This window comes from Streptomyces sp. NPDC006512, assembly GCF_040611935.1.
Taxonomy (GTDB): domain Bacteria; phylum Actinomycetota; class Actinomycetes; order Streptomycetales; family Streptomycetaceae; genus Streptomyces.
Genome location: NZ_JBEXPG010000082.1, coordinates 14,995 through 38,082 on the forward strand (window position 1 = coordinate 14,995; position 23,088 = coordinate 38,082).

Annotated in this window: 22 protein-coding genes, 1 tRNA gene and 1 pseudogene; 14 read left to right on the forward strand and 10 right to left on the reverse strand. The window is 72.4% G+C overall.

The window, feature by feature from the left end; all coding sequences use genetic code 11:
* Positions 1 to 60: 60 nt before the first annotated feature.
* Positions 61 to 822 (forward strand): phosphoglyceromutase, encoded by a 762-nt coding sequence (locus tag ABZZ17_RS36365; RefSeq protein WP_356882984.1) that lies wholly within the window; start codon positions 61 to 63, stop codon positions 820 to 822.
* Positions 823 to 918: 96 nt separating this feature from the next.
* Here the strand turns inward: ABZZ17_RS36365 and ABZZ17_RS36370 are convergent, their stop codons facing one another.
* Together ABZZ17_RS36370 and phoU are read right to left on the reverse strand one after the other, a co-directional pair.
* Positions 919 to 1,068, reverse strand: a complete 150-nt coding sequence (locus ABZZ17_RS36370; protein ID WP_167344738.1) for a hypothetical protein — start codon at positions 1,066 to 1,068, stop codon at positions 919 to 921.
* Positions 1,069 to 1,205: 137 nt separating this feature from the next.
* Positions 1,206 to 1,883, reverse strand: a complete 678-nt coding sequence (gene phoU / locus ABZZ17_RS36375; RefSeq protein WP_351825640.1) for a phosphate signaling complex protein PhoU — start codon at positions 1,881 to 1,883, stop codon at positions 1,206 to 1,208.
* A 197-nt stretch (positions 1,884 to 2,080) separates the two neighbouring features.
* Here phoU and ABZZ17_RS36380 point away from each other — a divergent pair, with 197 nt between their 5' ends.
* Positions 2,081 to 3,307 (forward strand): ATP-binding protein, encoded by a 1,227-nt coding sequence (locus ABZZ17_RS36380; RefSeq protein WP_356882986.1) that lies wholly within the window; start codon positions 2,081 to 2,083, stop codon positions 3,305 to 3,307.
* On the forward strand, positions 3,304 to 3,984 hold the full coding sequence (locus ABZZ17_RS36385) for a response regulator transcription factor (protein ID WP_037795450.1): 681 nt from the start codon (positions 3,304 to 3,306) through the stop codon (positions 3,982 to 3,984). Before ABZZ17_RS36380 ends, ABZZ17_RS36385 begins: the two co-directional genes overlap by 4 nt.
* A 93-nt stretch (positions 3,985 to 4,077) precedes the next feature.
* On the opposite strand, the gene ABZZ17_RS36390 is transcribed toward ABZZ17_RS36385, so the two are convergent.
* On the reverse strand, positions 4,078 to 4,761 hold the full coding sequence (locus ABZZ17_RS36390) for a DUF461 domain-containing protein (RefSeq protein ID WP_356882988.1): 684 nt from the start codon (positions 4,759 to 4,761) through the stop codon (positions 4,078 to 4,080).
* A 554-nt stretch (positions 4,762 to 5,315) separates the two neighbouring features.
* Between ABZZ17_RS36390 and ABZZ17_RS36395 the strand changes: the two genes are divergently transcribed.
* The 6 genes from ABZZ17_RS36395 (at position 5,316) to ABZZ17_RS36420 (ending at position 11,660) form a co-directional block, all read left to right on the forward strand.
* Positions 5,316 to 5,798, forward strand: coding sequence for a CarD family transcriptional regulator (locus tag ABZZ17_RS36395; protein ID WP_003953493.1), 483 nt, complete (start codon positions 5,316 to 5,318; stop codon positions 5,796 to 5,798).
* 253 nt (positions 5,799 to 6,051) lie between these two features.
* Positions 6,052 to 6,798 (forward strand): 2-C-methyl-D-erythritol 4-phosphate cytidylyltransferase, encoded by a 747-nt coding sequence (gene ispD / locus ABZZ17_RS36400; protein ID WP_356882990.1) that lies wholly within the window; start codon positions 6,052 to 6,054, stop codon positions 6,796 to 6,798.
* On the forward strand, positions 6,788 to 7,312 hold the full coding sequence (gene ispF / locus ABZZ17_RS36405; RefSeq protein ID WP_356882992.1) for a 2-C-methyl-D-erythritol 2,4-cyclodiphosphate synthase: 525 nt from the start codon (positions 6,788 to 6,790) through the stop codon (positions 7,310 to 7,312). Before ispD ends, ispF begins: the two co-directional genes overlap by 11 nt.
* 162 nt (positions 7,313 to 7,474) lie before the next feature.
* Positions 7,475 to 8,875: a cysteine--tRNA ligase gene (gene cysS, locus ABZZ17_RS36410; protein WP_356882994.1), complete on the forward strand. Its 1,401-nt coding sequence runs from the start codon at positions 7,475 to 7,477 to the stop codon at positions 8,873 to 8,875.
* Between the two features lie 100 nt (positions 8,876 to 8,975).
* Positions 8,976 to 9,947 carry a 23S rRNA (guanosine(2251)-2'-O)-methyltransferase RlmB gene (rlmB, locus tag ABZZ17_RS36415; RefSeq protein ID WP_356882996.1) on the forward strand — a complete coding sequence of 324 codons (972 nt, stop codon included), beginning with the start codon at positions 8,976 to 8,978 and terminating at the stop codon, positions 9,945 to 9,947.
* Positions 9,948 to 10,118: 171 nt separating this feature from the next.
* Positions 10,119 to 11,660: a DoxX family membrane protein gene (locus ABZZ17_RS36420; RefSeq protein ID WP_356882998.1), complete on the forward strand. Its 1,542-nt coding sequence runs from the start codon at positions 10,119 to 10,121 to the stop codon at positions 11,658 to 11,660.
* Between the two features lie 137 nt (positions 11,661 to 11,797).
* Here ABZZ17_RS36420 and ABZZ17_RS36425 read toward each other — a convergent pair whose 3' ends face one another.
* From ABZZ17_RS36425 to ABZZ17_RS36440, 4 genes are all read right to left on the reverse strand, one after another.
* The gene (locus tag ABZZ17_RS36425) at positions 11,798 to 12,586 is read right to left on the reverse strand and encodes a nucleotidyltransferase family protein (protein WP_356882999.1); all 789 of its coding nucleotides are present in this window, start codon (positions 12,584 to 12,586) and stop codon (positions 11,798 to 11,800) included.
* 63 nt (positions 12,587 to 12,649) lie between these two features.
* Positions 12,650 to 13,063: a hypothetical protein gene (locus tag ABZZ17_RS36430; protein ID WP_356883001.1), complete on the reverse strand. Its 414-nt coding sequence runs from the start codon at positions 13,061 to 13,063 to the stop codon at positions 12,650 to 12,652.
* 274 nt (positions 13,064 to 13,337) lie between these two features.
* Entirely contained in the window at positions 13,338 to 14,429 is a 1,092-nt protein-coding gene (ugpC, locus tag ABZZ17_RS36435; protein ID WP_356883003.1) for a sn-glycerol-3-phosphate ABC transporter ATP-binding protein UgpC, read from the reverse strand.
* A 373-nt stretch (positions 14,430 to 14,802) separates the two neighbouring features.
* Complete coding sequence (locus ABZZ17_RS36440) at positions 14,803 to 16,185, reverse strand: RNA-guided endonuclease TnpB family protein (RefSeq protein ID WP_356883005.1); 1,383 nt, start codon at positions 16,183 to 16,185, stop codon at positions 14,803 to 14,805.
* 159 nt (positions 16,186 to 16,344) lie between these two features.
* Here ABZZ17_RS36440 and ABZZ17_RS36445 point away from each other — a divergent pair.
* Positions 16,345 to 16,420 (forward strand) — tRNA-Thr (locus ABZZ17_RS36445).
* An 86-nt stretch (positions 16,421 to 16,506) separates the two neighbouring features.
* Here the strand turns inward: ABZZ17_RS36445 and ABZZ17_RS36450 are convergent.
* Entirely contained in the window at positions 16,507 to 17,886 is a 1,380-nt protein-coding gene (locus tag ABZZ17_RS36450; RefSeq protein WP_356883007.1) for an FAD-dependent oxidoreductase, read from the reverse strand.
* A gap of 278 nt (positions 17,887 to 18,164) precedes the next feature.
* On the opposite strand from ABZZ17_RS36450, the gene ABZZ17_RS36455 reads away from it, so the two are divergent.
* Genes ABZZ17_RS36455 through ABZZ17_RS36470 form a run of 4 tightly spaced genes read left to right on the forward strand, consistent with a single transcriptional unit; the run spans position 18,165 to position 21,036 of the window.
* Positions 18,165 to 18,854, forward strand: a complete 690-nt coding sequence (locus ABZZ17_RS36455) for a thioredoxin domain-containing protein (RefSeq protein WP_356883009.1) — start codon at positions 18,165 to 18,167, stop codon at positions 18,852 to 18,854.
* 36 nt (positions 18,855 to 18,890) lie between these two features.
* Positions 18,891 to 19,796 (forward strand): aminoglycoside phosphotransferase family protein, encoded by a 906-nt coding sequence (locus tag ABZZ17_RS36460; RefSeq protein WP_356883011.1) that lies wholly within the window; start codon positions 18,891 to 18,893, stop codon positions 19,794 to 19,796.
* Positions 19,797 to 19,824: 28 nt separating this feature from the next.
* Positions 19,825 to 20,304: a GNAT family N-acetyltransferase gene (locus ABZZ17_RS36465; protein ID WP_356883013.1), complete on the forward strand. Its 480-nt coding sequence runs from the start codon at positions 19,825 to 19,827 to the stop codon at positions 20,302 to 20,304.
* 51 nt (positions 20,305 to 20,355) lie between these two features.
* Positions 20,356 to 21,036 (forward strand): pentapeptide repeat-containing protein, encoded by a 681-nt coding sequence (locus ABZZ17_RS36470; RefSeq protein WP_356883015.1) that lies wholly within the window; start codon positions 20,356 to 20,358, stop codon positions 21,034 to 21,036.
* A 30-nt stretch (positions 21,037 to 21,066) separates the two neighbouring features.
* On the opposite strand, the gene ABZZ17_RS36475 is transcribed toward ABZZ17_RS36470, so the two are convergent.
* A complete protein-coding gene (locus ABZZ17_RS36475; RefSeq protein ID WP_356883016.1) occupies positions 21,067 to 21,570 on the reverse strand; it encodes a hypothetical protein in 504 nt (167 codons plus the stop codon).
* A 138-nt stretch (positions 21,571 to 21,708) separates the two neighbouring features.
* Positions 21,709 to 22,677 (reverse strand): annotated as a pseudogene (locus ABZZ17_RS36480) (M4 family metallopeptidase); the annotation flags it as partial.
* Positions 22,678 to 23,088 lie beyond the last annotated feature (411 nt).

Below are 23,088 nucleotides of genomic sequence, written 5' to 3' on the forward strand. Positions count from 1 at the left end.
CAATCCGAGGCCGTCCACACCGCGCGCGAGCGCCCCGGGACGTCCATTAGGCTCGTACGCATGGCCGACGCACCGTACAAGCTGATCCTGCTCCGTCACGGCGAGAGCGAGTGGAACGCGAAGAACCTGTTCACCGGCTGGGTGGACGTCAATCTCAACGAGAAGGGCGAGAAGGAGGCGGTCCGCGGCGGTGAGCTGCTCAAGGACGCCGGCCTGCTCCCCGACGTCGTGCACACCTCGCTCCAGAAGCGCGCGATCCGCACCGCGCAGATGGCGCTCGAGGCCGCCGACCGTCACTGGATCCCGGTCCACCGCTCCTGGCGCCTGAACGAGCGCCACTACGGCGCCCTCCAGGGCAAGGACAAGGCCCAGACCCTCGCCGAGTTCGGCGAGGAGCAGTTCATGCTGTGGCGCCGCTCGTACGACACCCCGCCGCCGGCGCTCGAAGACGGCACGGAGTACTCGCAGTCCGAGGACCCGCGCTACGCGACGATCCCGCCGGAGCTGCGCCCGAAGACCGAGTGCCTCAAGGACGTCGTCGTCCGCATGCTGCCGTACTGGTACGACGGCATCGTCCCCGACCTCCTCGCGGGCCGCACCGTCCTGGTCGCCGCGCACGGCAACTCCCTGCGCGCCCTGGTCAAGCACCTGGACGGCATCTCCGACGCCGACATCGCGGGCCTCAACATCCCCACCGGCATCCCCCTCGCCTACGAGCTGGACGCCGAGTTCAAGCCCCTGAAGCCGGGCGGCACCTACCTCGACCCGGCCGCTGCGGCCGCCGCCATCGAGGCCGTCAAGAACCAGGGCAAGAAGAAGTAGCCCTCGCGGTCCCGCCCGCCACCCGCGCGTACGGCGCGGGGAGAACGTGAAGGGCCCCTCCCGGGGACGGGAGGGGCCCTTCTGGCGCGGGCGGGTTCAGCCGCCGCACTGGCAGGGGGCGCCGGACTGGCAGCCGCAGCCGCAGCCCGATCCGCAGCCGCAGGCCGCGAGCAGCGGCAGGCGCAACGGCTCGGGCCGCGGCGGCTGCTCCTGCTCCGGGGTGATGGGGACGGGGGAATCGGGCATGGATCCTCCTCGTGGGGGCACGCACAGCACGTACGGCACGTCGTACGCAGTTGCCTTCGCCCTCATTCATGCCCAGCCGCACCGGCGCGTCAACGGCGCACTGAAGCGTGCCGCCGCACGCGCGGGCCCGGACGGGGTCAGACGCCGTCGACCTGCGTCGGCTGCTGGAGCTCGTCCGCGTGCTCGCCCGTCACCAGGTACACGACGCGCTTCGCGACCGAGACCGCGTGGTCCGCGAAACGCTCGTAGTAGCGGCCCAGCAGGGTCACGTCCACGGCCGTCTCGATGCCGTGCTTCCAGCGGTCGTCCATCAGGTGCTGGAACAGGGTGCGGTGCAGCTGGTCCATCTCGTCGTCGTCCTGCTCCAGCTGGAGCGCCAGGTCGACGTCCTTCGTGATGATGACCTCGGCCGCCTTCGCCATCAGGCGCTGCGCCAGCTGCCCCATCTCCAGGATGGTCGCGTGCAGGTCCCGCGGCACCGCCGTGTCCGGGAAGCGCAGCCGCGCCAGCTTCGCCACGTGCTGCGCGAGGTCGCCGGAGCGCTCCAGGTCGGCGCTCATGCGCAGGGAGGTGACGACTATGCGCAGATCGGTGGCGACCGGCTGCTGGCGGGCCAGCAGGGCGATCGCCCGGGCCTCCAGGTCGTGCTGGAGGTCGTCCACCTTCTGGTCGGCGGCGATGACGCTCTCGGCCAGCTTCAGGTCGGCGTCGAGCATGGAGGTGGTGGCCCGCCCGATCGCGGAACCGACGAGCCGGGCCATCTCGACCAGGCTCTCTCCGATCGAGTCCAGTTCCTCGTGGTACGCGTCCCGCATTGGTGTCCCTCTCTCGCCTACTCGCCTACTGCTGCGTGGCCTCTTGCCCCACGTTGACACGTTCGGCCCCGAACGCGTCCGACTCCGGCACCACAAGTGAATCAACCCCGTCGCCAGGGTGAACTCTGGGCGACGACTGTTCGAGGTGCCACCCGAACGGCTGTGGAAGTGTCGTCGTGCCTGCTTAACCTGGATGCATGGACGTGAACGCGGCGGTCGCCGCAGCTGCAGCGATCGCCGGTCTTTGCACCGGCGTGATCGCGATGCTGGCGTTCCGCTGGAGCGAGCGCGACCAAGCCCGCCCCACCCGGAGCTCCATGCGCCCCGACATCAACGCGGTGCTCCCGCCCGGCGTGGACACGGTCCTCTCCGTGCTCCGCTCCTCCGCCGTCGTCCTCGACGAAGGCGACGCGGTGGTCAAGGCCAGCTCGGCGGCGTACGCCCTCGGGCTGGTCCGCGGCGGGAAGCTCGCCGTGGAACCGATGCTCCACATGGCCCGCGACACCCGCCGGGACGGAGAGATACGTCAGATCGAGCTCGACCTCCCGCGCCGCGGCACCGGCCGCGGCGAGGCCCTCGCCGTCTCGGCCCGCGTCGCCCCGCTGGGGTCCCGGCTCGTGCTGCTGCTCGTCGAGGACCTCACCGAGGCCCGCCGCATCGAGGCGGTGCGCCGCGACTTCGTCGCGAACGTGTCGCACGAGCTGAAGACCCCGGTCGGAGCGATCTCCCTGCTCTCGGAGGCCGTCATGGACGCCTCCGACGACCCCGAGGCGGTCAGCCGCTTCGCGGGCCGCATGCAGATCGAGTCGGCCCGCCTGATCAACCTCGTACAGGAACTGATCGACCTCTCCCGGGTACAGAACGACGAGGCCCTGGAGGACGCCGAGCCCGTACGCGTGGACACGCTGGTGGCGGAGGCCATCGACCGCTGCCGCCACACGGCCACCTCCAAGCAGATCACCATGGCCGCCGGCGGCACCGCCGACCTGCGGGTATGGGGACACCGGGGGCAGCTGGCGGCCGCCCTCGGGAACCTCGTGGAGAACGCCGTCAACTACAGCCCGGCCCGCACCCGCGTCGGCATCGCCGCGCGACGGGTGACCGCGCCGGGTGGAGACTTGATCGAGATAGCCGTGACCGACCAGGGCATCGGCATCCCGGAGAAGGACCGCGAGCGCGTCTTCGAGCGCTTCTACCGCGTGGACCCGGCCCGCTCCCGCGCCACGGGAGGAACGGGCCTCGGCCTCGCGATCGTGAAGCACGTGGCCGCCTCGCACGGCGGGGAGGTGTCGGTATGGAGCTCGGAGGGCCAGGGCTCCACGTTCACCCTGCGGCTCCCCGAGGCGGCCGCGCCGGCCCCCGCACCCGCCCGACCCCTGCTCGAACCAGAACCAGTCATCCCTGCCCCGGAGGTCCTTCCGTGACCCGAGTGCTCGTCGTCGAGGATGAGGAATCCTTCAGCGACGCCCTGTCCTACATGCTCCGCAAGGAAGGCTTCGAGGTCGCGATCGCGGCGACCGGGCCCGACGGGCTCGACGAGTTCGAGCGCAACGGCGCCGACCTCGTCCTGCTCGACCTGATGCTGCCCGGCCTGCCCGGCACCGAGGTCTGCCGGCAGCTGCGCGGCCGCTCCAACGTCCCCGTGATCATGGTGACCGCCAAGGACAGCGAGATCGACAAGGTCGTCGGGCTGGAGATAGGAGCCGACGACTACGTCACCAAGCCCTTCTCCTCGCGGGAGCTGGTCGCCCGCATCCGCGCGGTCCTGCGCCGCCGCGGCGAACCGGAGGAGGTCACCCCGGCGGCCCTGGAGGCCGGGCCGGTACGGATGGACGTGGACCGGCACGTGGTCACCGTCGGCGGCGGGAAGGTGGACCTCCCGCTGAAGGAGTTCGACCTGCTGGAGATGCTGCTGCGCAACGCGGGCCGCGTGCTGACCCGCATGCAGCTGATCGACCGGGTGTGGGGCGCGGACTACGTCGGCGACACCAAGACCCTCGACGTCCACGTCAAGCGCCTGCGCGCCAAGATCGAGCCGGACCCGGGCGCGCCGCGCTACCTGGTGACGGTCCGCGGCCTGGGCTACAAGTTCGAGCCGTAAGCCGTAGGCGCGCGGGGCGGTACGCGACGGGGAAGGCCCCCAGCCTCACAGGCTGGGGGCCTTCCCCGTGTACGAGCGGTCCCGCTGCGGGCCTCAGTGGCCGGCGCTGGGGGAGGGGGAGCCGGAGGGCTTGCCCGACGGGGCGCCCGCGGCGCCCGAGGGGGAGCCGGACGGCGAACCGGACGGCGCGCCCGAGGGGGAGCCGGAGGCCGCGCCGGACGGGCTGCCGGACGGGCTGGCGCCCACGGCCGGGGCCGCCGGGGCCTCGGTGGGGCCGAAGCCCGCGTACATGCCGGCGGCCGGCACGATGAAGGCCTCCAGGGCCACGTCGCCCGTGCGGCTCAGGTCGAAGACGACCTCCTGCACGTTGCCGTCCTCGACGGCCGTGCGGCCGCCCTCGATCACGGCGGAGGCGTTGTCCTTGCCGCCGATCACCACGGAGCCGAAGGCCGGCACGGTGATCTTGCCGGAGCCCTCCGCGGCCTTCAGGACGACCTTGGACTTGCCACCCTTGAGGGTGATCCCGTCCAGGGTCTGCGCCTTGTCGCCGTTGTTGAAGACCGTCGCCGAGACGACGGCCGGGCCCTTCTTGTCCTTCTCCGCCTGGGTGATCACCAGGGCGTTCTGGATCTGGATCTCGCCCTTGGTGACGGCGGCGTTGTCCGGCTTGATCTGGAGAGTCTGCGCGTCGTTGCCCGCACCGCACGCGGCGAGCGAAGCGATCGAGAACACGACGGCGGAAGCGGCGAGGGCGCCGCGTCGAAGGCTGCGGCTCACGGCGGCGGCAACTCCTAGGACGTACGGACGGGAGGGTGGACGCTCGGGACGGCCGAGGTAAAGCCGCCCTAAGGGTGTGTCAGCGCGCTTAGGTTACCGAGCCGCCGCCCCGCCCCCGCACCCGACCCTCCGCAGCGCGCACGCCGCCCTGAGCGGGTCCGGCGATCTTGCATTCCCCATATCGTCCGCGTGCCGTCCGGTGATCAATTTCCGGATTCCGTCGAACGCCGCCGCGTGATCAATTCCGGATTGGGCCGGAACCCGCTCCGTACGGGTGCCCGCCAGTCGAACGGAGTACTTCGGTTTCCGGCTTCTGAACCCGGCAAAACGGGACGTACGTCACTCTCGCGGACTCCTTCGTCAGGTGTACGGTGGTCGTTTCGCCCGGTCCGCACAGCGCCTCCGACCTGCGAATACCCCCTTCCCGGAGCCCTTCGCAGCACGTCCCTGTCGCTGTTGTCAAGCCCCGAGATGTGCCCTGACCTGCGAAAACGCCATTCATAACAGTCAAATCTCGTGTTACCCTGGATAGCCACGGAAGGGGTACCTGTCACATGACGTTCAAGGTTGGCGACACCGTGGTCTATCCCCATCACGGGGCCGCGCTGATCGAGGCCATCGAAACTCGCCAGATCAAAGGCGTGGACAAGACCTACTTGGTGCTCAAGGTCGCCCAGGGCGACCTGACGGTTCGTGTGCCTGCGGACAATGCGGAGTTCGTCGGCGTTCGCGACGTAGTCGGCCAGGACGGGCTGGACCGGGTCTTCGAGGTGCTCCGCGCACCGTATGCAGAAGAGCCGACGAACTGGTCCCGGCGCTACAAGGCAAATCTGGAGAAGCTCGCTTCTGGCGATGTCATCAAGGTCGCCGAAGTGGTGCGTGACCTGTGGCGTCGTGAGCGTGAGCGAGGGCTCTCCGCGGGTGAGAAGCGCATGCTCGCGAAGGCGCGCCAGATTCTCGTCAGCGAGCTCGCGCTCGCGGAGAACACCAACGAGGACAAGGCCGAGGCCCTCCTCGACGAGGTTCTCGCGTCCTGACGCGAAGCCCCGTTCATCAGAACAATGAGCAGTACACAGCTGTGCCGCGGTGCCCGATGACGAGCTCCCTCCTCCACGAGGGAGCTGTTGCCGGGCGCTGCGGCATGTCTGTACCCATACCTTTTTTCTTGGCGTGCCGGGCTCGGGCAGCCTGCTCGACCGGTCGTCACGGAAGGGGCGAGGGCGTCGCACCCGGCACGCTTCAGGCCATACCCATGTCGGCCGAAGTCACAAACCTGGCTCGGAGCTACTGATGTCTGACGAATCGCGTCCTCACCGCACGGCCGCGGTGATCCCGGCCGCGGGCCGCGGGGTCCGCCTCGGCCCCGGTGCCCCCAAGGCCCTGCGGGCCCTCGGCGGGACGCCCATGCTCATCCACGCCGTCCGCGCCATGGCCCGCTCCCGCGCCGTGTCCCTCGTCGTGGTCGTCGCCCCCTCCGACGGGGCCGCCGAGGTCCGCCTCCTGCTCGACGAGCACGCCCTGCCCGACCGCACCGAGGTCCTGGTCGTCCCCGGCGGCGAGACCCGCCAGGAGTCCGTACGCGCCGGCCTGGACGCCCTCCCGCAGGACGTCACCTCCGTACTCATCCACGACGCGGCCCGCCCGCTCGTCCCCGTCGACACCGTCGACACCGTCGTCGAAGCCGTGCGCGACGGCGCCCCCGCCGTCGTCCCCGCGCTGCCCCTGGCCGACACCGTCAAGGAGGTCGAGCCCGGCAAGCCCGGCGAGCCCGAGCCGGTCGTCGCCACGCCCGAGCGCGCCCGGCTGCGCGCCGTCCAGACCCCCCAGGGCTTCGACCTGGAGACCCTGCTGCGCGCCCACCGGGAGATCGCCGTCCTCGGGGAGGGCGCCACCGACGACGCCGGCATGGTGGAACGGCTCGGCGTGACCGTCGTGACCGTCCCCGGCCACGAAGAGGCCTTCAAAGTCACCCGTCCGCTCGACCTGGTCCTCGCCGAGGCCGTACTCGCCCGCAGGAGGGCCACCGATGCCTACTAGTCCCGCAGACCCCGCCGGGCAGGCCGCCGCGCCCCTGATGCCGCTCGTCGGCATCGGCACCGACGTCCACGCCTTCGAGGCCGGCCGCGAGCTGTGGTGCGCCGGCCTGCTGTGGGAGGGCGAGGACGGCCTCGCCGGGCACTCCGACGGAGACGTCGCCGCGCACGCCGCCTGCGACGCCCTCTTCTCCGCCGCCGGCGTCGGCGACCTCGGCGCGCACTTCGGCACGTCCCGGCCCGAGTGGTCCGGCGCCTCCGGCGTCACCCTTCTGGCGGAAGCCGCCCGGATCGTCCGCGCCGAGGGCTTCGAGATCGGCAACATCGCCGTCCAGGTGATCGGCGTCCGCCCGAAGGTCGGCAAGCGGCGCGAGGAGGCGCAGAAGGCGCTCGCGGCCGCCGCGGGCGCCCCCGTCGCGGTGTCCGGCACCACCACCGACGGACTGGGCCTGACCGGCCGGGCCGAGGGTCTCGCCGCCATCGCCACCGCCCTCGTGTACCGGACGGGCCGGGCCTGAGACCCGGCCGGTGCCGTGCCGGAGCGCATCCCTCACCAACCGGGAAAACCGCCCGTACGGGACCTCGTACGCGCCCCGTCCGCACCGCTTCGGCGGCAATCCCCGCCCCCGCGTCCCCAAAGGGTCGCGGGGCACTGCTAGAGGCGCACTACCCTGGATGCCGTGACTATTCGCCTGTACGACACCAGCGCCCGGCAGATCCGCGACTTCACCCCGCTCACAGCGGGCTGTGTCTCGATCTACCTCTGTGGCGCCACCGTCCAGGCGGCCCCGCACATCGGGCACATCCGGTCGGGCCTCAACTTCGACATGATGCGCCGCTGGTTCGAGTACCGGGGCTACGAGGTCACCTTCATCCGCAACGTCACGGACATCGACGACAAGATCATCGCGAAGTCCGCCGAGCAGCGCCGCCCCTGGTGGTCCATCGGCTACGAGAACGAGCGCGCCTTCAACGACGGCTACTCGGCCCTCGGCTGCCTCCCGCCCACCTACGAGCCCCGCGCGACCGGACACGTCACCGAGATGGTCGAGATGATGCGCGGGCTCATCGAGCGCGGCCACGCCTACGAGTCCGAGGGCAACGTCTACTTCGACGTGAAGTCCTTCCCGGGCTACCTCTCGCTGTCCCGCCAGGAGCTCGACAACATCCGCCAGCCGGAGTCCACCGGCGAGACCGGCAAGCGCGACGCGCGCGACTTCGCCATGTGGAAGTCCGTCAAGCCCGGCGAGCCCTCCTGGGAGACGCCCTGGGGCCGCGGCCGTCCCGGCTGGCACCTCGAATGCTCCGCGATGGCGCACAAGTACCTCGGCGAGGCCTTCGACATCCACGGCGGCGGCCTGGACCTGATCTTCCCGCACCACGAGAACGAGATCGCCCAGGCCAAGGCCTTCGGCGACGAGTTCGCGAAGTACTGGGTGCACAACGCCTGGGTCACCATGTCCGGCGAGAAGATGTCCAAGTCCCTCGGGAACTCGGTCCTCGTCTCCGAGATGGTCAAGCAGTGGCGCCCGATCGTCCTGCGCTACTACCTCGGCACCCCGCACTACCGGTCGATGATCGAGTACAGCGAGGAGGCCCTGCGCGAGGCGGAGTCCGCCTTCGCCCGCATCGAGGGCTTCTACCAGCGCGTCATCGAGAAGGCGGGCGGGCCCGTCGAGGCCGCCGCCGAGGTGCCGCCGGCCTTCGCCGAGGCGATGGACGACGACCTGGGCGTCCCGCAGGCGCTCGCCATCGTCCACACCACCGTCCGCCAGGGCAACAGCGCGCTCGCCGCCGACGACAAGGACGCGGCGATCGCCCGTCTGTCGGAGGTACGGGCCATGCTGGCCGTGCTCGGCCTGGACCCGCTCGACCCGCACTGGGCCGGCGAATCCGACCGCGGCGAGGACCTCCACGGCGCCGTGGACACCCTCGTACGCCTCGTCCTGGAGCAGCGCGAGTCCGCCCGGGCCCGCAAGGACTGGGCGACCGCCGACGCCATCCGCGACCAGCTCCAGCAGTCCGGCCTGGTCGTCGAGGACAGCCCGACGGGTCCGCGCTGGACGCTCGGCCCCCGCTGAGCCCGGCGGAGCCGGAGCAGTCCGACTGTGCCGCCCGGCGATCCGGGCGGCACACTCTTCATACGTACATATCGCAGCACCAACGAAACAGGTAGAGGTCATGGCCGGGAACAGCCAGCGCAGGAACCGCCGCACGTCCAACAAGAAGGGCGCCACGGTCGGCAGCGGTGGCCAGCGGCGCAAGGGCCTGGAAGGAAAGGGCCCCACGCCCAAGGCCGAGGACCGCAAGAAGCACAAGGCGAACCGGATCAGCAACGCCATCGCCCGCCAGGCCGCCAAGCGCCGCCCCGCCCCGCGCCGCGGCGGCCCCAAGGGCACCAGCGAGATGGTCGTCGGCCGCAACCCGGTCTTCGAGGCGCTGCGCGACGGCGTCCCCGCCACCACCCTCTACGTCCAGCAGTTCATCGACAACGACGAGCGCGTCCGCGAGGCCCTCCAGCTCGCCTCCGAGCGCGGCAACATCAACCTGATGGAAGCCCCGCGCCCCGAGCTCGACCGGATGACCAACGGGCTCAACCACCAGGGCCTCGTCCTCCAGGTCCCGCCGTACGAGTACGCGCACCCGGAGGACCTCACCGCCGCCGCGTACGAAACCGGCGACGACCCGCTGATCGTCGCCCTCGACGGGGTCACCGACCCGCGCAACCTCGGCGCCATCGTCCGCTCCGTCTCCGCCTTCGGCGGCCACGGCGTGGTCATCCCCGAGCGCCGCGCCGCCGGCATGACCGCCGGCGCCTGGAAGACCTCGGCCGGCACCGCGGCCCGCACCCCGGTCTCCCGCGTCACCAACCTGACCCGCGCCCTCCAGGACTACAAGAAGGCCGGCATCACCGTCGTCGGCCTCGCCGCCGAGGGCGAGCACACGGTCAACGACCTGGAAGCGCTCGCCGGTCCCGTCGTCATCGTCGTCGGCTCCGAGGGCAAGGGCCTCGGCCGCCTCGTCGGCGAGAACTGCGACTACCTGGTCCGCATCCCGATGCCGGGCGGCGCCGAGTCGCTGAACGCCGGTGTCGCCGCGGGCGTCGTCCTCTACGAGGCGGCCCGCCGCCGCGCCGAGCGCGGCCGCGCCTGATCCGTCCGGCCGTCCCGGCGAACGGACGGCCGGCTTGATCCACTTGGCTCACGGAAAGTGACACGTGAGCGTGTCACCCCGCCCTTTTCGGGCGGGGTGACTTGATCTTGACGGGTCTCGGACAGATCCCTGATGTCAAGGCAGTGTCCTAAACACTGATCACTCGGTTAGATGAGTGTGGACACCAGAACGTCAGGGTTCGACGACCAGCCCGCGCTGAGCATGGTCAAGGTGCCGTGCGACCCCGCACAGGTCATCGTCAACCACGCCAGCTTCCGCGTGCGGCTCGCACCGAGCCCGAGCGCGCGTTCCAAGCCCGCGAATGCCCCCGGCCGCGCGCCCGTCCTCGGCGTGGCCGCGGTCGCCGCCGCCGGAGCCACCCGCCGCCGGGCCCCCGTCGTGTGGAGCGGCAAGTCCGCCCCCGGCGACTCCGCCGCGATGGGCGGACTCCTGCAAGCCGTACGGGAGGCGGGGCGCGGCCACGACGAGTACGACGGCGGCGCCACCCAGGTCATCCCCCGCGTGGACCTGGCCCACGACCTCGCCGGGGACACCCTCGCCACGCCGACCGTCATCGGTCAGCGCAGCTACGGGGACCCGGAGGACACCCGCCCACTGGCCGCCGTACGGGACCTGCCGCGCGAGCACCACGCGCCGCAGTACCCCGGCGGGGACCCGGACGGCGACTCCCGGCGGGCCGGCGACGCCCGCGGCCAGGCCTCCTACTACCCCGGCCGCCGCATGAACCTCGGCGTGGTGCTGCTCCCGCTGCGCGTCTTCCTCGGGTTCATCTCCGTCTACGCCGGCATGGGCAAGCTGTGCGACCCCGTCTACTTCGACGGCGGCGAACGCGGCTCCATGGTCACCTGGCTCCAGACCCTGCACCCGTGGGCGCTGGCCGAGCCGCTGCGCGACTTCGCGCTGGCGCACCCGGTCGGGGCCGGGCTGAGCGTGGCCTTCCTCCAGGTGATCGTGGGCGTCCTGACGGTCTTCGGGCTGTGGCAGCGGTTCGCCGCCTGCATCGGCGCGCTGCTGTCCGCCGCGCTGCTGATGACGGTGAGCTGGAAGACCGTCCCGGCGTACGACGCGCCCGACATCATCTACCTGGCCGCCTGGAGCCCGCTGATCATCGCGGGCGCGCCGGTGTACTCCCTCGACGGGCGGCTCGCGGGCGAGGCGTGGCGCACGCTCGGCCCGCGCTCCGAGGTCTGGCGGCTGCGCCGGCGGGTCCTGCGGCGCGGGGCCGTCATGGCCACCGTCGTGTGCGGGCTCACCCTGCTCGTCGGTTCCCTCCTCGGCGGGGCCGTGCGCTCCTCCACGGTGGTCACCGTGCCCGGGCCGGGAGAGGCCCCGAGCAACTACCTGCCGGGTACGCCGCTCCAGAAGGCTCCGGCCAGGCAGCCCGAGCCCGTGCGGCAGCAGCCGTCGAAGCAGGCGCCGGCCCCGTCCGTGGCCCCCTCGGCGCCGACGGCGAAGCCCGGCCGTACCAGTACCGGCTCCACGGCCCGGGAGACCGCGGGCACCGGCGGCGGGACCCCGTCCGCCACCAAGGGCGGCAGCGGTACGAGCAGCCGGGCCCCGCGCAGCAGCGCCCCGAAGCAGTCCAGCCCGCAGCAGCCGCCCACCTCGTCCTCGGGGAGCCGCGGCGGGAGCGGTGGCGGCGGGGACACCCCGACCAAGAAGCCCGGCCTGGTCGGCGGCCTGCTCGGCTGACCCGTACGGCACACCCGACACGGCCCGGGGGCCCGGCGCGCGAGGAGCGTGCCGGGCCCCTTCGCGTGCGGGCGTGCGGGCGTGCGGGTGTGTGGGAGCGGGGCGGGGTCGCCGGGCGGCCGGGGTCCGAGGAAGCCTCAGGGGGCCGTCTGGGCCGCCAACTCCCGTGCGGCCTCGGTCAGGTCCTTCGCGGTGTCGATCGCCCGCCAGTAGGCCCCCTGGGGCAGCGGATAGCCCGCCAGCCGGCGTTCGCGGGCCAGGCGCGGGAACGTCGTCCGCTCGTGGTCCCCCAAGTCGGGCAGCAGCGCGGTGAATTCGGGGGCGAAGACGTACACCCCCGCGTTGATCGGATAAGGCGACGGCGGCGCCTCGATGAAGTCCAGTACCTGCCCGTACTCGTTGGTCTCCACGACCCCCCACGGCATGCGCGGCCGGGCCAGCGCCAGGGTCGCCACGGCCCCGCGTTCGGTGTGGAAGGCGGCCATCTCGCGCAGCGGGAACCGGGTCCACACGTCGCCGTTCGTCGCGTACCAGGGCCGGTCGGCGTGCGGGAGCCGGCGGGCGGCGTACTTGAGGCCGCCGCCGCGTCCCAGCGGCTCCTCCTCGACGACGGTGGTCACGCGGAGCGGCAACGGGGCCCGGGCCAGCCACTCCTGGAGCACCTCGGCGAGGTGCCCGCAGGAGACGACGGCGTCGGTGACCCCCTCCGCCGCGAGCCAGGCCAGCTGGTGTCCGATGATCGGCAGCCCCGTACCCGGGATCTCGACCATCGGCTTCGGCCGGTCGTCCGTATACGGCCGCAGCCGCGAACCCTGGCCGCCCGCCAGGACGACCGCCTGGGTGGGGAAGGCCGGGAACGCGGCCGCGAGATCGGTGGATTGGGGAAGTACGGGAGGTGCGGGGGGTACTGGAGGGACGTCGCTCATGGCCGTCAGCGTAGGGACGGCCCCTGCCCCGGCGGTGGCAGGCGCGGCGGGGGTCGGCGGGGGTCAGCCCATGGAGGCGACGCCGGCCGCGTAGGAGGTGTCGCAGACGGGGCGCGCGAAGGACTGGGCCTTCGTGGGCCCGTACGCGTCGACGGCGGCCCGGCCCAGAGCGCGCGCGATGCCCACGCAGTGCTCGGCGAGCGACGGCCGCCGGTCCACCTCCTGCTGGAGGTGCGTGAGGACGGCGCCCGGCTCCTGGCCCTGCTGGAGCTCGCTGAGCAGCTTGTCGCGCAGGAGTTCCTGTGCGGCGCGCGGCTTCGCGGGGACGGACACGTCCTCGGCGGAGGCGGTGAGGATCTGGGAGGGGGTGTTGTCCGCCCAGGGGACCATGGTGACCGCGAGGGTCCCGGACAGGACCAGGACGACGGGCAGGACCAGGGCGAGGGAACGGCCGATACGGCGGGCAGTGTGGGTCACGAGGGCGAGAGTAGCGCTCGGTGAAGATTTGGCGACATTTAGTCACCCTGTCGGGGGATGGTTCGACGTGGCTTTTCGAATAAGGGGTTGACGGGTGCGGCCGAATGGCCCGGTCTGCCGGGGTTTGGCGCGGGGGCCGGCGCGGGATGCGCGCGGGCTCCGGCGGGGCTTCGGCGGGGTCTCCGGCGGGGGTTGGCGCGGGCCGGCCGCAACTGCCGAAGGAGGGGCGCCCCTTGGCGGGGCGCCCCTCCTTCTGTGTTCCGTGCGGCGGGTGTCAGCCGGAGAGGCGGGCGCCCGAGGAGGTCGAGAACACGTGGATCTCGTCGGCGCGCGGCACCACGCGCAGCGTCGAGCCCTTCTCCGGGACCTGGCGGCCGCCGACGCGGACCACGATGTCCTTGGCCTTGTCGGCGCCGACCGCGGCGCTGCCGTAGACGTAGCCGTCGGCGCCGAGTTCCTCGACGACGTTCACGGTGATGGTCAGGCCGCCGGTGTCGCCGATGTCGAAGTGCTCGGGGCGCACGCCGACCGTGACGGTGCGGTCGCCCGCGTCGGCGGCGGCGGACAGCGCCTCGCGCGAGACGGGGACGATGCTGTCGCCGAACTTCACGCCGCCGTCGGTGATCGGTACCTCGACGAGGTTCATGGCCGGCGAGCCGATGAACCCGGCCACGAAGAGGTTCGCGGGGCGGTCGTACATGTTGCGCGGGGTGTCGACCTGCTGGAGCAGACCGTCCTTGAGGACCGCGACCCGGTCGCCCATGGTCATGGCCTCGACCTGGTCGTGGGTGACGTAGACCGTCGTGATGCCGAGGTCGCGCTGGAGCGCGGCGATCTGGGTGCGGGTCGAGACGCGGAGCTTGGCGTCGAGGTTCGACAGCGGCTCGTCCATGAGGAAGACCTGCGGCTTGCGCACGATGGCGCGGCCCATGGCGACGCGCTGGCGCTGGCCGCCGGAGAGCGCCTTCGGCTTGCGGTCGAGGTAGGTGGTGAGGTCGAGCATCTTCGCCGCGTCCTCGACCTTGCGGCGGATGGTCGCCTTGTCCTCGCCCGCGATCTTGAGCGCGAAGCCCATGTTGTCGGCGACGGTCATGTGCGGGTAGAGCGCGTAGTTCTGGAACACCATCGCGATGTCCCGGTCCTTGGGCGGCAGGTGCGTGACGTCGCGGTCACCGATGCGGATGGCGCCGCCGTTGACGTCCTCCAGGCCCGCGAGCATGCGCAGGGAGGTGGACTTGCCGCAGCCGGAGGGGCCGACGAGGACGAGGAACTCGCCGTCCTCGATCTCCAGCTCCAGCTGGTCGACGGCGGGCTTGTCGCCGCCGGGGTACAGCCGGGTCGCCTTGTCGAAAGTGACAGAAGCCATGGTGATGAATCCCTTCTACCGGCAGGAACGTGCCGGACGATCCGAGTGGAAGGTCTAGTCCAGTAACAGGACTCCGCCCGACGCTACCCGCCCCGCCGCCTCCTGTCAGCACCCCGCCCCCCGTGATCTGAACCTCGCCCGGCGGGCCGGGGCCGGTGTGCGAGCGGCCGGCGGGGGCGGCACCGTGCTCTGGCGAGAGGCAGAGCAACGCGCTTTTGGCCATGGCGCTACGCCCCACCACTGTCACCAGTGGTGATTCCTGCTTCCACGCCCGTTGCCGGTCCGGCGTGACCCTGAGGGTCCCGCCCGGCCGGTCTGACACGGGCTCCACAGGCATTGCGGCCGACGGCCCGTCGGTCCGTACTGCGGGTGGCTACGCGGCCGGTGCGAGATCCACCAGGTCGGAAGCCCGGATCACACACGCGGGCTTCTGCCCGGGCGGAAGCGCCGCGGCCACCGTCCAGTAGAGCCGCATCCCCTCTTCCCGGAGGTTCACGGCGGCGTTCGTGTCCCGGTCGTGGGCCGCACCGCACTCCGTGCAGGTCCACGCGCGGATGGAGACGTCGAGCTTCGGTCCCTTCGTGTGGCACGAGGAGCAGCGCCGGGTAGAAGGGAAGAACCGGTCCACGATCACCAGCGTCCGTCCGTACCACGCGCACTTGTAGTGGAGCCGGCGTAGGAGTTCGCCCCAAGCCGCGTCGGACAGGGACCGGTTCAGTGCTGCCTTGCGGCGACTGCCCCGTCCCGTCGCCGCGCGCGCGAGATTGCGGATCGGCAGGTCCTCCACCACGAGCACTTGGTTCTCGCGCACGAGGCGGGTCGTGAACCGGTCCAGGAGATCACTCCGGACATCACCGATCGAGGCGTACAGGCGGGCGATCCGCACGCGGGCCTTCTCGCGGTTCTTCGAACCCTTCCGCTTCCGGTGCAGGTCGCGCTGGAGCGAGGCGAGCTGCTTCTCGTACTGCCTCAGCAGCCGGGGGTGCGGCAGCTTCTCCCCGTCGTCCAGCGTCACCAGCGTCGCGAGTCCGAGGTCCAGCCCGACCGCCTTCGGCTCCCGGCTGTCGGGGAGGAACGCCTCGGGGAGCGCCGAGATGAACTCCTCGACCAGCACGGAAAGGAAGAACCGGCCCGCCCGGTCCCGGGTGACCGTCAGTTTCACCGGCAACTGCCCCGGCGGCACCGCGCGGGACCAGCGCACGTCCAGGGGTGTCGTCTGCTTGGCCAGCGTGACCGAGGCCGTGCCCGGGCGCTCCGGGTCCTCGGCCCAGCGGAAGCCGGAGCGGACGTAGGTCGCGGAGTCGCGCGACCGGTGCTTCGACTTCCGCCGCGGGTACTTCGCCGATCCCCTGAAGAACCGGGAGAACGCCGAGTCGAGGTGCCGCAGCGACTGCTGGAGGACCGTCGAGGACGCCTCCCTCAGCCATACCGTCTCCGGTAGCCGCTTCCAGCCCGTCAGCGCCCGGCACGTCTCCGCGAAGCCCAGCGAGACCCGGTGTTCCTCCCAGGCCTTCGCCCGGAGGGCGAGGCCCTCGTTGTAGACCCAGCGGCAGGCGCCGAAGGTGCGGGCGAGCTGGGCCGCCTGCTCGGCGGTGGGGTAGACACGGAACCGGTAGACGCGCTGCTGCGCGCCGGGTTCCCTGCTCAGGCCCTTCAGCGGAGCTGCTGTCCGCGTCCGGTGTTTGGTGCGATCACCCACCCCGAGGTGTTCGCGCTTGATGCGACGGGCTTCGTCCCCCGTCACGCGGTTCGCCATCACTCCCCCCGATCTGATCTTCAGAACGGCACGCCAGTTCGTTCAACGAACGTGTGCGCTGGCGGTTACGGGACCCCCAGAACGTGATGGCTCGGGGAATCCGGGCCTGTGTAGAGTGATGGCGGCTCCACGCGTGGTGGGTTTGCGGGTGGGCGTCATGCCGCCTTAGCTCAGTTGGCAGAGCGGTTGCCTTGTAAGCTCCAGGTCATCGGTTCGATTCCGATAGGCGGCTCCACCCCAGGTCAGAGGCTTGTCGACCGAGGGGTTCGGACGAAAGAGGAAGGCCCCGGGTGATCACCCGGGGCCTTCCTGTGTTCGGGGTCAGTGGCGGCCTGAGATGCGGTTGGCCAGGCGGGCCAGGGGGGTTGTCGTGGGGCGGTGGGTGGCGGTCTCGTGGCGGTCGGCCTCGCGGTAGGCGGCGTACAGGGCCTGGACGCCGAGCCAGCGGAAGGGCTCCGGCTCCCAGCGGCGGACGCGGTGGTTGACCCAGGGGAGCGAGGTCAGGTCCGTGTAGTTCTCCAGGACCAGGTCGCGCAGGGTGCGGGCCGCGAGGTTGGCGGTGGCGACGCCGGAGCCGACGTAGCCGCCGGCCAGGCCGAGGCCGGTGGTGCGGTCCAGGGAGACGGTGGCGCACCAGTCGCGGGGCACGCCGAGGACTCCGGACCAGGCGTGGGTGATCTCCGTACCGGTGAGCTGGGGGAAGAACGAGGTGAGGAGGGCGGTCAGGGCGGTGATCGTGGCCGGCTGGGTGCGGCCGTCGTTGTCCGTGCGCGAGCCGTAGCGGTACGGGACGCCGCGGCCGCCGATCGCGATGCGGTCGTCCGCGGTGCGCTGGGCGTACATGTAGGCGTGGGCCATGTCGCCGATGACCTCGCGCCCCGACCAGCCGAGGGAGTCCCAGACCTCCGGCGGCAGCGGGGCCGTGGCGATCATCGAGGAGTTCATCGGGAGCCAGGTGCGCTTCTGGCCCTTGAGGGCCGCGGTGAAGCCCTCGGTGCAGCGCAGGACGAAGGGGGCGCGGACCGTGCCGTACGGGGTGACGGCGCGGCGGGGGGCGATCTCGGTGACGGGGGTCGACTCGTGGATGACGACCCCGAGGCGTTCGCAGGCCGCGGCGAGGCCCTTGACCAGTTTCAGGGGGTGGACCCGGGCGCCGTGCGGGGTCCAGCTGGAGCCGACGGCGTCGGCGATGTCGACGCGGGCGCGGGTGGCGGGGGCGTCGTGGAACTCGCGGTCGGTCTCGCCGAAGCCGAGCTCGGCGGTGTGGAAGGCCCTGAGGCGGGTCAGCTGGGCGGGGGTGCGGGCGACTTCGAGGACGCCGCCGCGGTGGACGTCGGCCTCGATGCCCTCCTTGACGGTGACGTCGATGACCTCGGTGACCGTGTCGTTCATGGCCTGCTGGAGGCGGAGGGCGGCCTGGTGGCCGTGGAGTTCGGCGTACCGGTCGCGGCCGGCGATGCCGTTGTAGAGCCAGCCGCCGTTGCGGCCGGAGGCGCCGTAGCCGCAGAACTTCTGCTCCAGGACGGTGACGCGCAGGTCGGGTGCGGAGGACTTGAGGTAGTAGGCGGTCCACAGACCGGTGTAGCCGCCGCCGACGATGACGACGTCGGCCGTGGCGTCGTGGGTGAGGGGGGCGCGGGCCGGCTGGGGGGCGGTGGTGTCCGTCGCGTACCAGAAGGAAATGCCGCCGTTGATCGTCATGGGGGAGTTGCTACACGGGGTGCCGGAGGGGTGTCCAGGGGCGGGATGTCGTGTTTCGGGACCTGTTGCCAGGCCGAATGGCCGATGCGGGCGGGGCGGACGGGATCGTAGGGTGCGATGGGGTGGCTTGGGGGGTTTGTAGAGCTTCAGGGCTTTGGCGGCCTTGGCGAACTTGATGGCTTTGGCGGCCCGGACGGCGCTGCGGGTCTTACGTGGAGAGGGTTTCGGTGGTGGGTGTGCGCGGGGCGGTACGCGGGACAGGGCGCGCGGGACGGATCGTGACGGCGGCCGCCGCGGCGGCCCTGCTGGGAACGGCGCTGGCCGGCTGCGGCGGCTCCGGCGGGGACGGCGCCGCGTCGTCCTCGGCTTCGGCCGTCGTGCGGACCAGCCCCATCGCGGACCGGCTGGCGAAACTGCCCGCGGCGGCCGACGGGGCGAAGGTGGTCGTCGGCAGGCCGGACGCGCCGCGCACCGTACAGGTCCTGGTGGACCCGCGCTGCGGGTACTGCGCGAAGTTCGAGGCGGCCGGCGGCGAAACCCTGCTGAAGCTCGCGGACGAGGGCAAGGTGCGGATCGAGTACCTGCTGGCCTCCTTCCTCGACCGGGGCGGGGCGAGCGGCTCCGTCAGGGCGGTGAACGCGCTGCGGGCCTCCGTCGACGCGGGGAAGTTCGCCGAGTACCACGCGGCGGTCTTCGCCAGCCAGCCGAAGGGCGCCTTCACCGACGAACTGCTGCTGCGCATCGCGGACCGGGTCCCGGGGCTGCGCGGCCCGGACTTCGACCGGGCGGTGGAATCGGCCCCGTACGAGGGGTGGGCCGCCGACGCGGAGAAGGCCTTCGAGGCGACGGGCGTGCAGGGCACGCCGGCGGTCCTCGTGGACGGGAAGCCGGTCGGCGCGAAGGACGGCTCGATGTTCGACGCCGAGGCCTTCGGACGGACCCTGGCGGCGGCCGGCATCGGGGCGTGACGGCACCACTTCGACGACGCTCCCTAGGGTGTTGCCATGGTGGACATTCCGGACGGGTTGGTGCGGGCGCAGCTGCGGGACAACGGCGCGGCGGGGCGGGAGTTCGTCGAGGCACTGCCGGCGCGGGCGGCCGGGTTCCTGGAGCGGTGGCGGCTGCGCGTGACCGGACCCGGCATGTACGGGGCGACCGCGCTGGTGCTCCCCGTGGAGCGGGCGGACGGCACCCCGGCGGCACTGAAGCTGCTGGTGCCGGACGAGGAGAGCGCGGGCGAGCCCCTCGCACTGCGGGCGTGGGCCGGGCGGGGCTGCGTCGAGCTGCGGGAGCACGACGGGCCGACGGGGACGATGCTGCTGGAGCGCCTGGACGAGGGCCGGCCCCTGTCGGGGCTCGCCGAGCGGGACTCCCGGGCGGCGGTGCGCGTGATCGGGGAACTGCTGGCCCGGCTGACGTCCGTACCCGCGCCCCCGGGGCTGCGCGGGCTGGGCGCGATCGCGGCGGCGATGCTCGACGCGGCGCCGCGGGCGGCGGCCGTCCCGGCGGACGCGCGGGAGCGGCGGCTGCTCCTCGACTGCGCGGCGGCGGTCGCGGAAGTGGCGGGCGAGCCGGGCGACCGGCTGCTGCACTGGGACCTGCACTTCGACAACGTGCTCGGCGGCGGCGCGGGCGGCCGCGAGGAGTGGCTGGCGATCGACCCGAAGCCGCTGGCCGGGGACCCGGGCTTCGAACTGCTGCCGTCGCTCGTGAACGTGTTCCGGCCGCAGGAGGTGCGGTGGCGCTTCGACCTCCTGACGGAGGCGGCCGGCCTCGACCGGGAGCGGGCACGCGCCTGGACGTTGGGCCGGGTGCTGCAGAACTGCCTGTGGGACCTGGAGGACGGCGAGGACGAACTGCCCGAGCGAGAGGCGTGGGTGGCGCGGACGCTGCTGGGCCGCCGGCCCTGACGGCGCGGCCCGCGCCTAGGGTGACGGCATGATCCGTGACGCCGAAATCACCGATGTTCCCGTCATCCACGCCATGATCCGTGAGCTGGCCGCCTACGAGAAGGTCCCGCACGAGGCGCGCGCGTCCGAGGAGCAGCTGCGCGAGGCCCTGTTCGGCGAGCGGCCGGCGGCCTACGCGCACATCGCGGAGTCCCCGGACGGGGAGCCCGTCGGCTTCTCGGTGTGGTTCCTGAACTTCTCCACGTGGCGCGGGGTGCACGGCATCTACCTGGAGGACCTGTACGTGAGGCCCTCCGCGCGCGGCGGCGGCCACGGCAAGGCGCTGCTCGCGGAGCTGGCGCGGACGTGCGCGGAGCGGGGCTACGCGCGGCTGGAGTGGTCGGTACTGAAGTGGAACGCGCCGACGATCGCGTTCTACGAGTCCCTCGGCGCGCGGCCGCAGGACGAGTGGTCGGTGTACCGGCTGACGGACGGGCCGTTGGCGGCGCTGGCGGCGGACGCGGCGTAGGGCGGGCTGTCAGTGGGGTGGGCTGTCAGTGGGGTGGGTCAGGATGGGCGGATGGCGCGTACGGGTGGGCAGCGGCAGGGGACGGTGAAGGCGGCGCGGCGGCCGGAGGTGCGGCTGCCGGAGCTGACGGCGTGGGACGGGTCTGCCCTGGAGCCGGACGGGGACTACGACGGGCTGGAGTTCGACGGCCTCGACCTGGCGGGCCAGGAGGGCGTCGGGGCGCGGTTCATGGACTGCGCGCTGCGCCGGTGCGCGCTGGACGAGGCGGGGCTGGCGAAGGCACGGTTCATGGACTCCGTGCTGGAGGGCGTCCGGGGAGTGGGGACCGACCTGTCGGGGGCCTCGCTGCGGGACGTGGAGCTGGTGGACGCCCGGCTGGGCGGGGTGCAGCTGCACGGGGCGGTTCTGGAGCGGGTCCTCGTGCGCGGCGGGAAGATCGACTACCTGAACCTGCGGAAGGCACGCCTCAAGGACGTGGTGTTCGAGGGCTGCGTACTGGTGGAGCCGGACTTCGGCGGCGCGGTGCTGGAGCGGGTCGCGTTCCGGGACTGCACGCTGCGCGGGGCCGACTTCAGCGGGGTCCGGATGACGGACGTGGACCTGCGGGAGGCGGCGGAGCTGGGGATCGCGCGGGGGGTGGACGCGCTGGCCGGGGCGGTGATCAGCCCGGCGCAGCTGTTCGACCTGGCACCCGCGCTGGCGGCGCAGCTGGGGGTGCGGGTGGTGGCGTAGGGACTCGGGGATTCCGGCCGGGCCGGGGGGCTAGGCGGGGACGCGGGGGAAGCGGGCCTGGAGGGTCCAGATGACCGGGTTGTCGGCGAGGCCGTCGTGCATGTCGACGAGGTCGGCGATCAGGTCGTGCAGGAAGTCACGGGCCTCGCGGCGCAGCAGGCGGTGGCTGAAGGTCAGCGGGTCCTCTTCGGGCGCCATCCAGTCGGCCTCGATGTCGACCCAGCCGAAGCGGCGCTCGAAGAGCATCCGGTCCGCGGACTCGGTGAAGTCGAGTTCGGCGTACTGGCGGTTGGCGGAGCGGCTGCCGCGCGGGTCCTGGTCGAGCTGCTCGACGATGTCGCAGAGCGCCCAGGCGAAGTCGAGTACGGGCACCCATCCCCAGGCTGTGGATACTTCCAGGTCCTTGTCGGTGTCGGCGAGGTAGACGTCACCGCAGAAGAGGTCGTGGCGCAGGGTCCGGATGTCCGCCGACCGGTAGTCGGTCTGCGGGGGGTCCGGGAAGCGCCGGGAGAGGGAGTAGCCGATGTCGAGCACGTACCCGATGGTGTCACGGCTGCGACTCCCCCGGCGCCCGGGCCCGACCCGGGCCCGACCCGGGCCCGACCCGGGCCCGTCCGGGTCCGACCCTGGCCCGTCCGGGGGCAGGGCCGGGGAGCGGGGTGGTCGCGGGGGTCAGCGGACGTTGACGGCCGTCCAGGCGGCGGCGACCCGGGCGACCTCCGGGGAGGAGGCGCCGTACAGCTCGGTGGCGGCCTTGAGGGTCGCGGTGCGGGCGCGCGCGTAGTTCGTGGTGGAGGTCATGTGGACGGTCAGCGCCCGGTACCAGATCTGGGTGGCCTTCTCGCGGCCGATGCCGAGGAGCTTGGAGCCGTCGTGCGTGGGGGAGTCGTAGGCGACGCCGTTGATGACCTTGGGGCCGCTGCCCTCCGCGAGGAGGTAGTAGAAGTGCCGGGCGGGGCCGGAGGCGGCGTGCGGGGGCAGGCCGGAGACGTCGCGTGACCAGTAGTCGGGGGAGACGCCGTCGCTGCTGGGGCGGTCCATGCGGCGGGGCGGGCCGTCGTAGACGCGTTCGCCGATGAGGTAGTCGCCGACGTCCGTCTTGTTGTCGGCGAAGAACTCGCCGGCGGTGGCGAGGATGTCCGAGGTGCCCTCGTTGAGCCCGCCGGGCTCGCCGCTGTAGGCGAGGCGGGCGGTGGAGGCGGTCAGGCCGTGGGCGAGTTCGTGGCCGACGACGTCGAGGGAGGTCGGGGGCCGGCCGGGGACGTTGCCGTCGCCGTAGGTCACGCAGGCGCAGCTGTCGCTCCAGAAGGCGTTGCCGTAGTTGGTGCCGTAGTGGACGCGGGAGGTCGTGCCGACGCCGTCGCCGCGTACGCCGCTGCGGCCGAAGGCCGCCTGGTAGAAGTCCCAGGTCACGGCGGTGCCGTAGTGGACGTCCACGGCCGCGGTCTGACGGTGGGAGGCGCTGCCGTCGCCCCAGGTGTTGTCGGGGTCGGTGAACAGGACGCCGGGCCCGGAGGTCTGGTTGAGGGCGTCGAGGGTGCGCTGGTCGCCGCGGGAGGGGTCCCGGAGCTGGTGGGTGGTACCGGTGAAGTGGGTGCCGAGGGGGACGGTACCGGCGTACTGGCTGTTGCCGGTGCCGGTGCCTGCGGCGCTGGTGGGGGTGGTGCCCGTGCCGGTGGCCTGCTGCCGGCTGGCGGTGGCGGGCCCCGGCGCCGGGGCGGCGGTGGCGGTGGCCGCCGGGAGCGTGGTGGCGGCCAGGGCGGCGGCGCCGAGCAGGACGGCGGCGAGGCGGGTGCGGGGAGAGGGCGCGGGGTGGGTCACTCGTGCTCCTTCGCGGGGGTGGCCGGGGTGGCGGCGCGAGTGAGCGTGCCATCGAGGGGGCCGGGCGCGGCAGCCCTACGACGGCACCCCGACCGTGGTTGTCCGAACCCGACGCCGGACTGTCCGGATCCGGGTGGGTGGGGTGGGGGGCTGGTCGGGGTGGGGGGGGGCTGGGAGGGGTCGGGGGTGGGCGGTGCTCCCTTGATGGGGTCGGGTGTGTGTCGGGGGCTG

What these genes read in the sequence shown, in the direction of transcription:
- ABZZ17_RS36365 (WP_356882984.1), top strand. Translation starts at nt 61, where the DNA reads ATGGCCGACGCACCGTACAAGCTGATCCTGCTCCGTCACGGCGAGAGC.
- ABZZ17_RS36370 (WP_167344738.1), bottom strand. Translation starts at nt 1,068, where the DNA reads ATGCCCGATTCCCCCGTCCCCATCACCCCGGAGCAGGAGCAGCCGCCG.
- phoU (WP_351825640.1), bottom strand. Translation starts at nt 1,883, where the DNA reads ATGCGGGACGCGTACCACGAGGAACTGGACTCGATCGGAGAGAGCCTG.
- ABZZ17_RS36380 (WP_356882986.1), top strand. Translation starts at nt 2,081, where the DNA reads ATGGACGTGAACGCGGCGGTCGCCGCAGCTGCAGCGATCGCCGGTCTT.
- ABZZ17_RS36395 (WP_003953493.1), top strand. Translation starts at nt 5,316, where the DNA reads ATGACGTTCAAGGTTGGCGACACCGTGGTCTATCCCCATCACGGGGCC.
- ispD (WP_356882990.1), top strand. Translation starts at nt 6,052, where the DNA reads ATGTCTGACGAATCGCGTCCTCACCGCACGGCCGCGGTGATCCCGGCC.
- ispF (WP_356882992.1), top strand. Translation starts at nt 6,788, where the DNA reads ATGCCTACTAGTCCCGCAGACCCCGCCGGGCAGGCCGCCGCGCCCCTG.
- rlmB (WP_356882996.1), top strand. Translation starts at nt 8,976, where the DNA reads ATGGCCGGGAACAGCCAGCGCAGGAACCGCCGCACGTCCAACAAGAAG.
- ABZZ17_RS36420 (WP_356882998.1), top strand. Translation starts at nt 10,119, where the DNA reads ATGAGTGTGGACACCAGAACGTCAGGGTTCGACGACCAGCCCGCGCTG.
- ABZZ17_RS36425 (WP_356882999.1), bottom strand. Translation starts at nt 12,586, where the DNA reads ATGAGCGACGTCCCTCCAGTACCCCCCGCACCTCCCGTACTTCCCCAA.
- ugpC (WP_356883003.1), bottom strand. Translation starts at nt 14,429, where the DNA reads ATGGCTTCTGTCACTTTCGACAAGGCGACCCGGCTGTACCCCGGCGGC.
- ABZZ17_RS36440 (WP_356883005.1), bottom strand. Translation starts at nt 16,185, where the DNA reads ATGGCGAACCGCGTGACGGGGGACGAAGCCCGTCGCATCAAGCGCGAA.
- ABZZ17_RS36450 (WP_356883007.1), bottom strand. Translation starts at nt 17,886, where the DNA reads ATGACGATCAACGGCGGCATTTCCTTCTGGTACGCGACGGACACCACC.
- ABZZ17_RS36460 (WP_356883011.1), top strand. Translation starts at nt 18,891, where the DNA reads ATGGTGGACATTCCGGACGGGTTGGTGCGGGCGCAGCTGCGGGACAAC.
- ABZZ17_RS36465 (WP_356883013.1), top strand. Translation starts at nt 19,825, where the DNA reads ATGATCCGTGACGCCGAAATCACCGATGTTCCCGTCATCCACGCCATG.
- ABZZ17_RS36470 (WP_356883015.1), top strand. Translation starts at nt 20,356, where the DNA reads ATGGCGCGTACGGGTGGGCAGCGGCAGGGGACGGTGAAGGCGGCGCGG.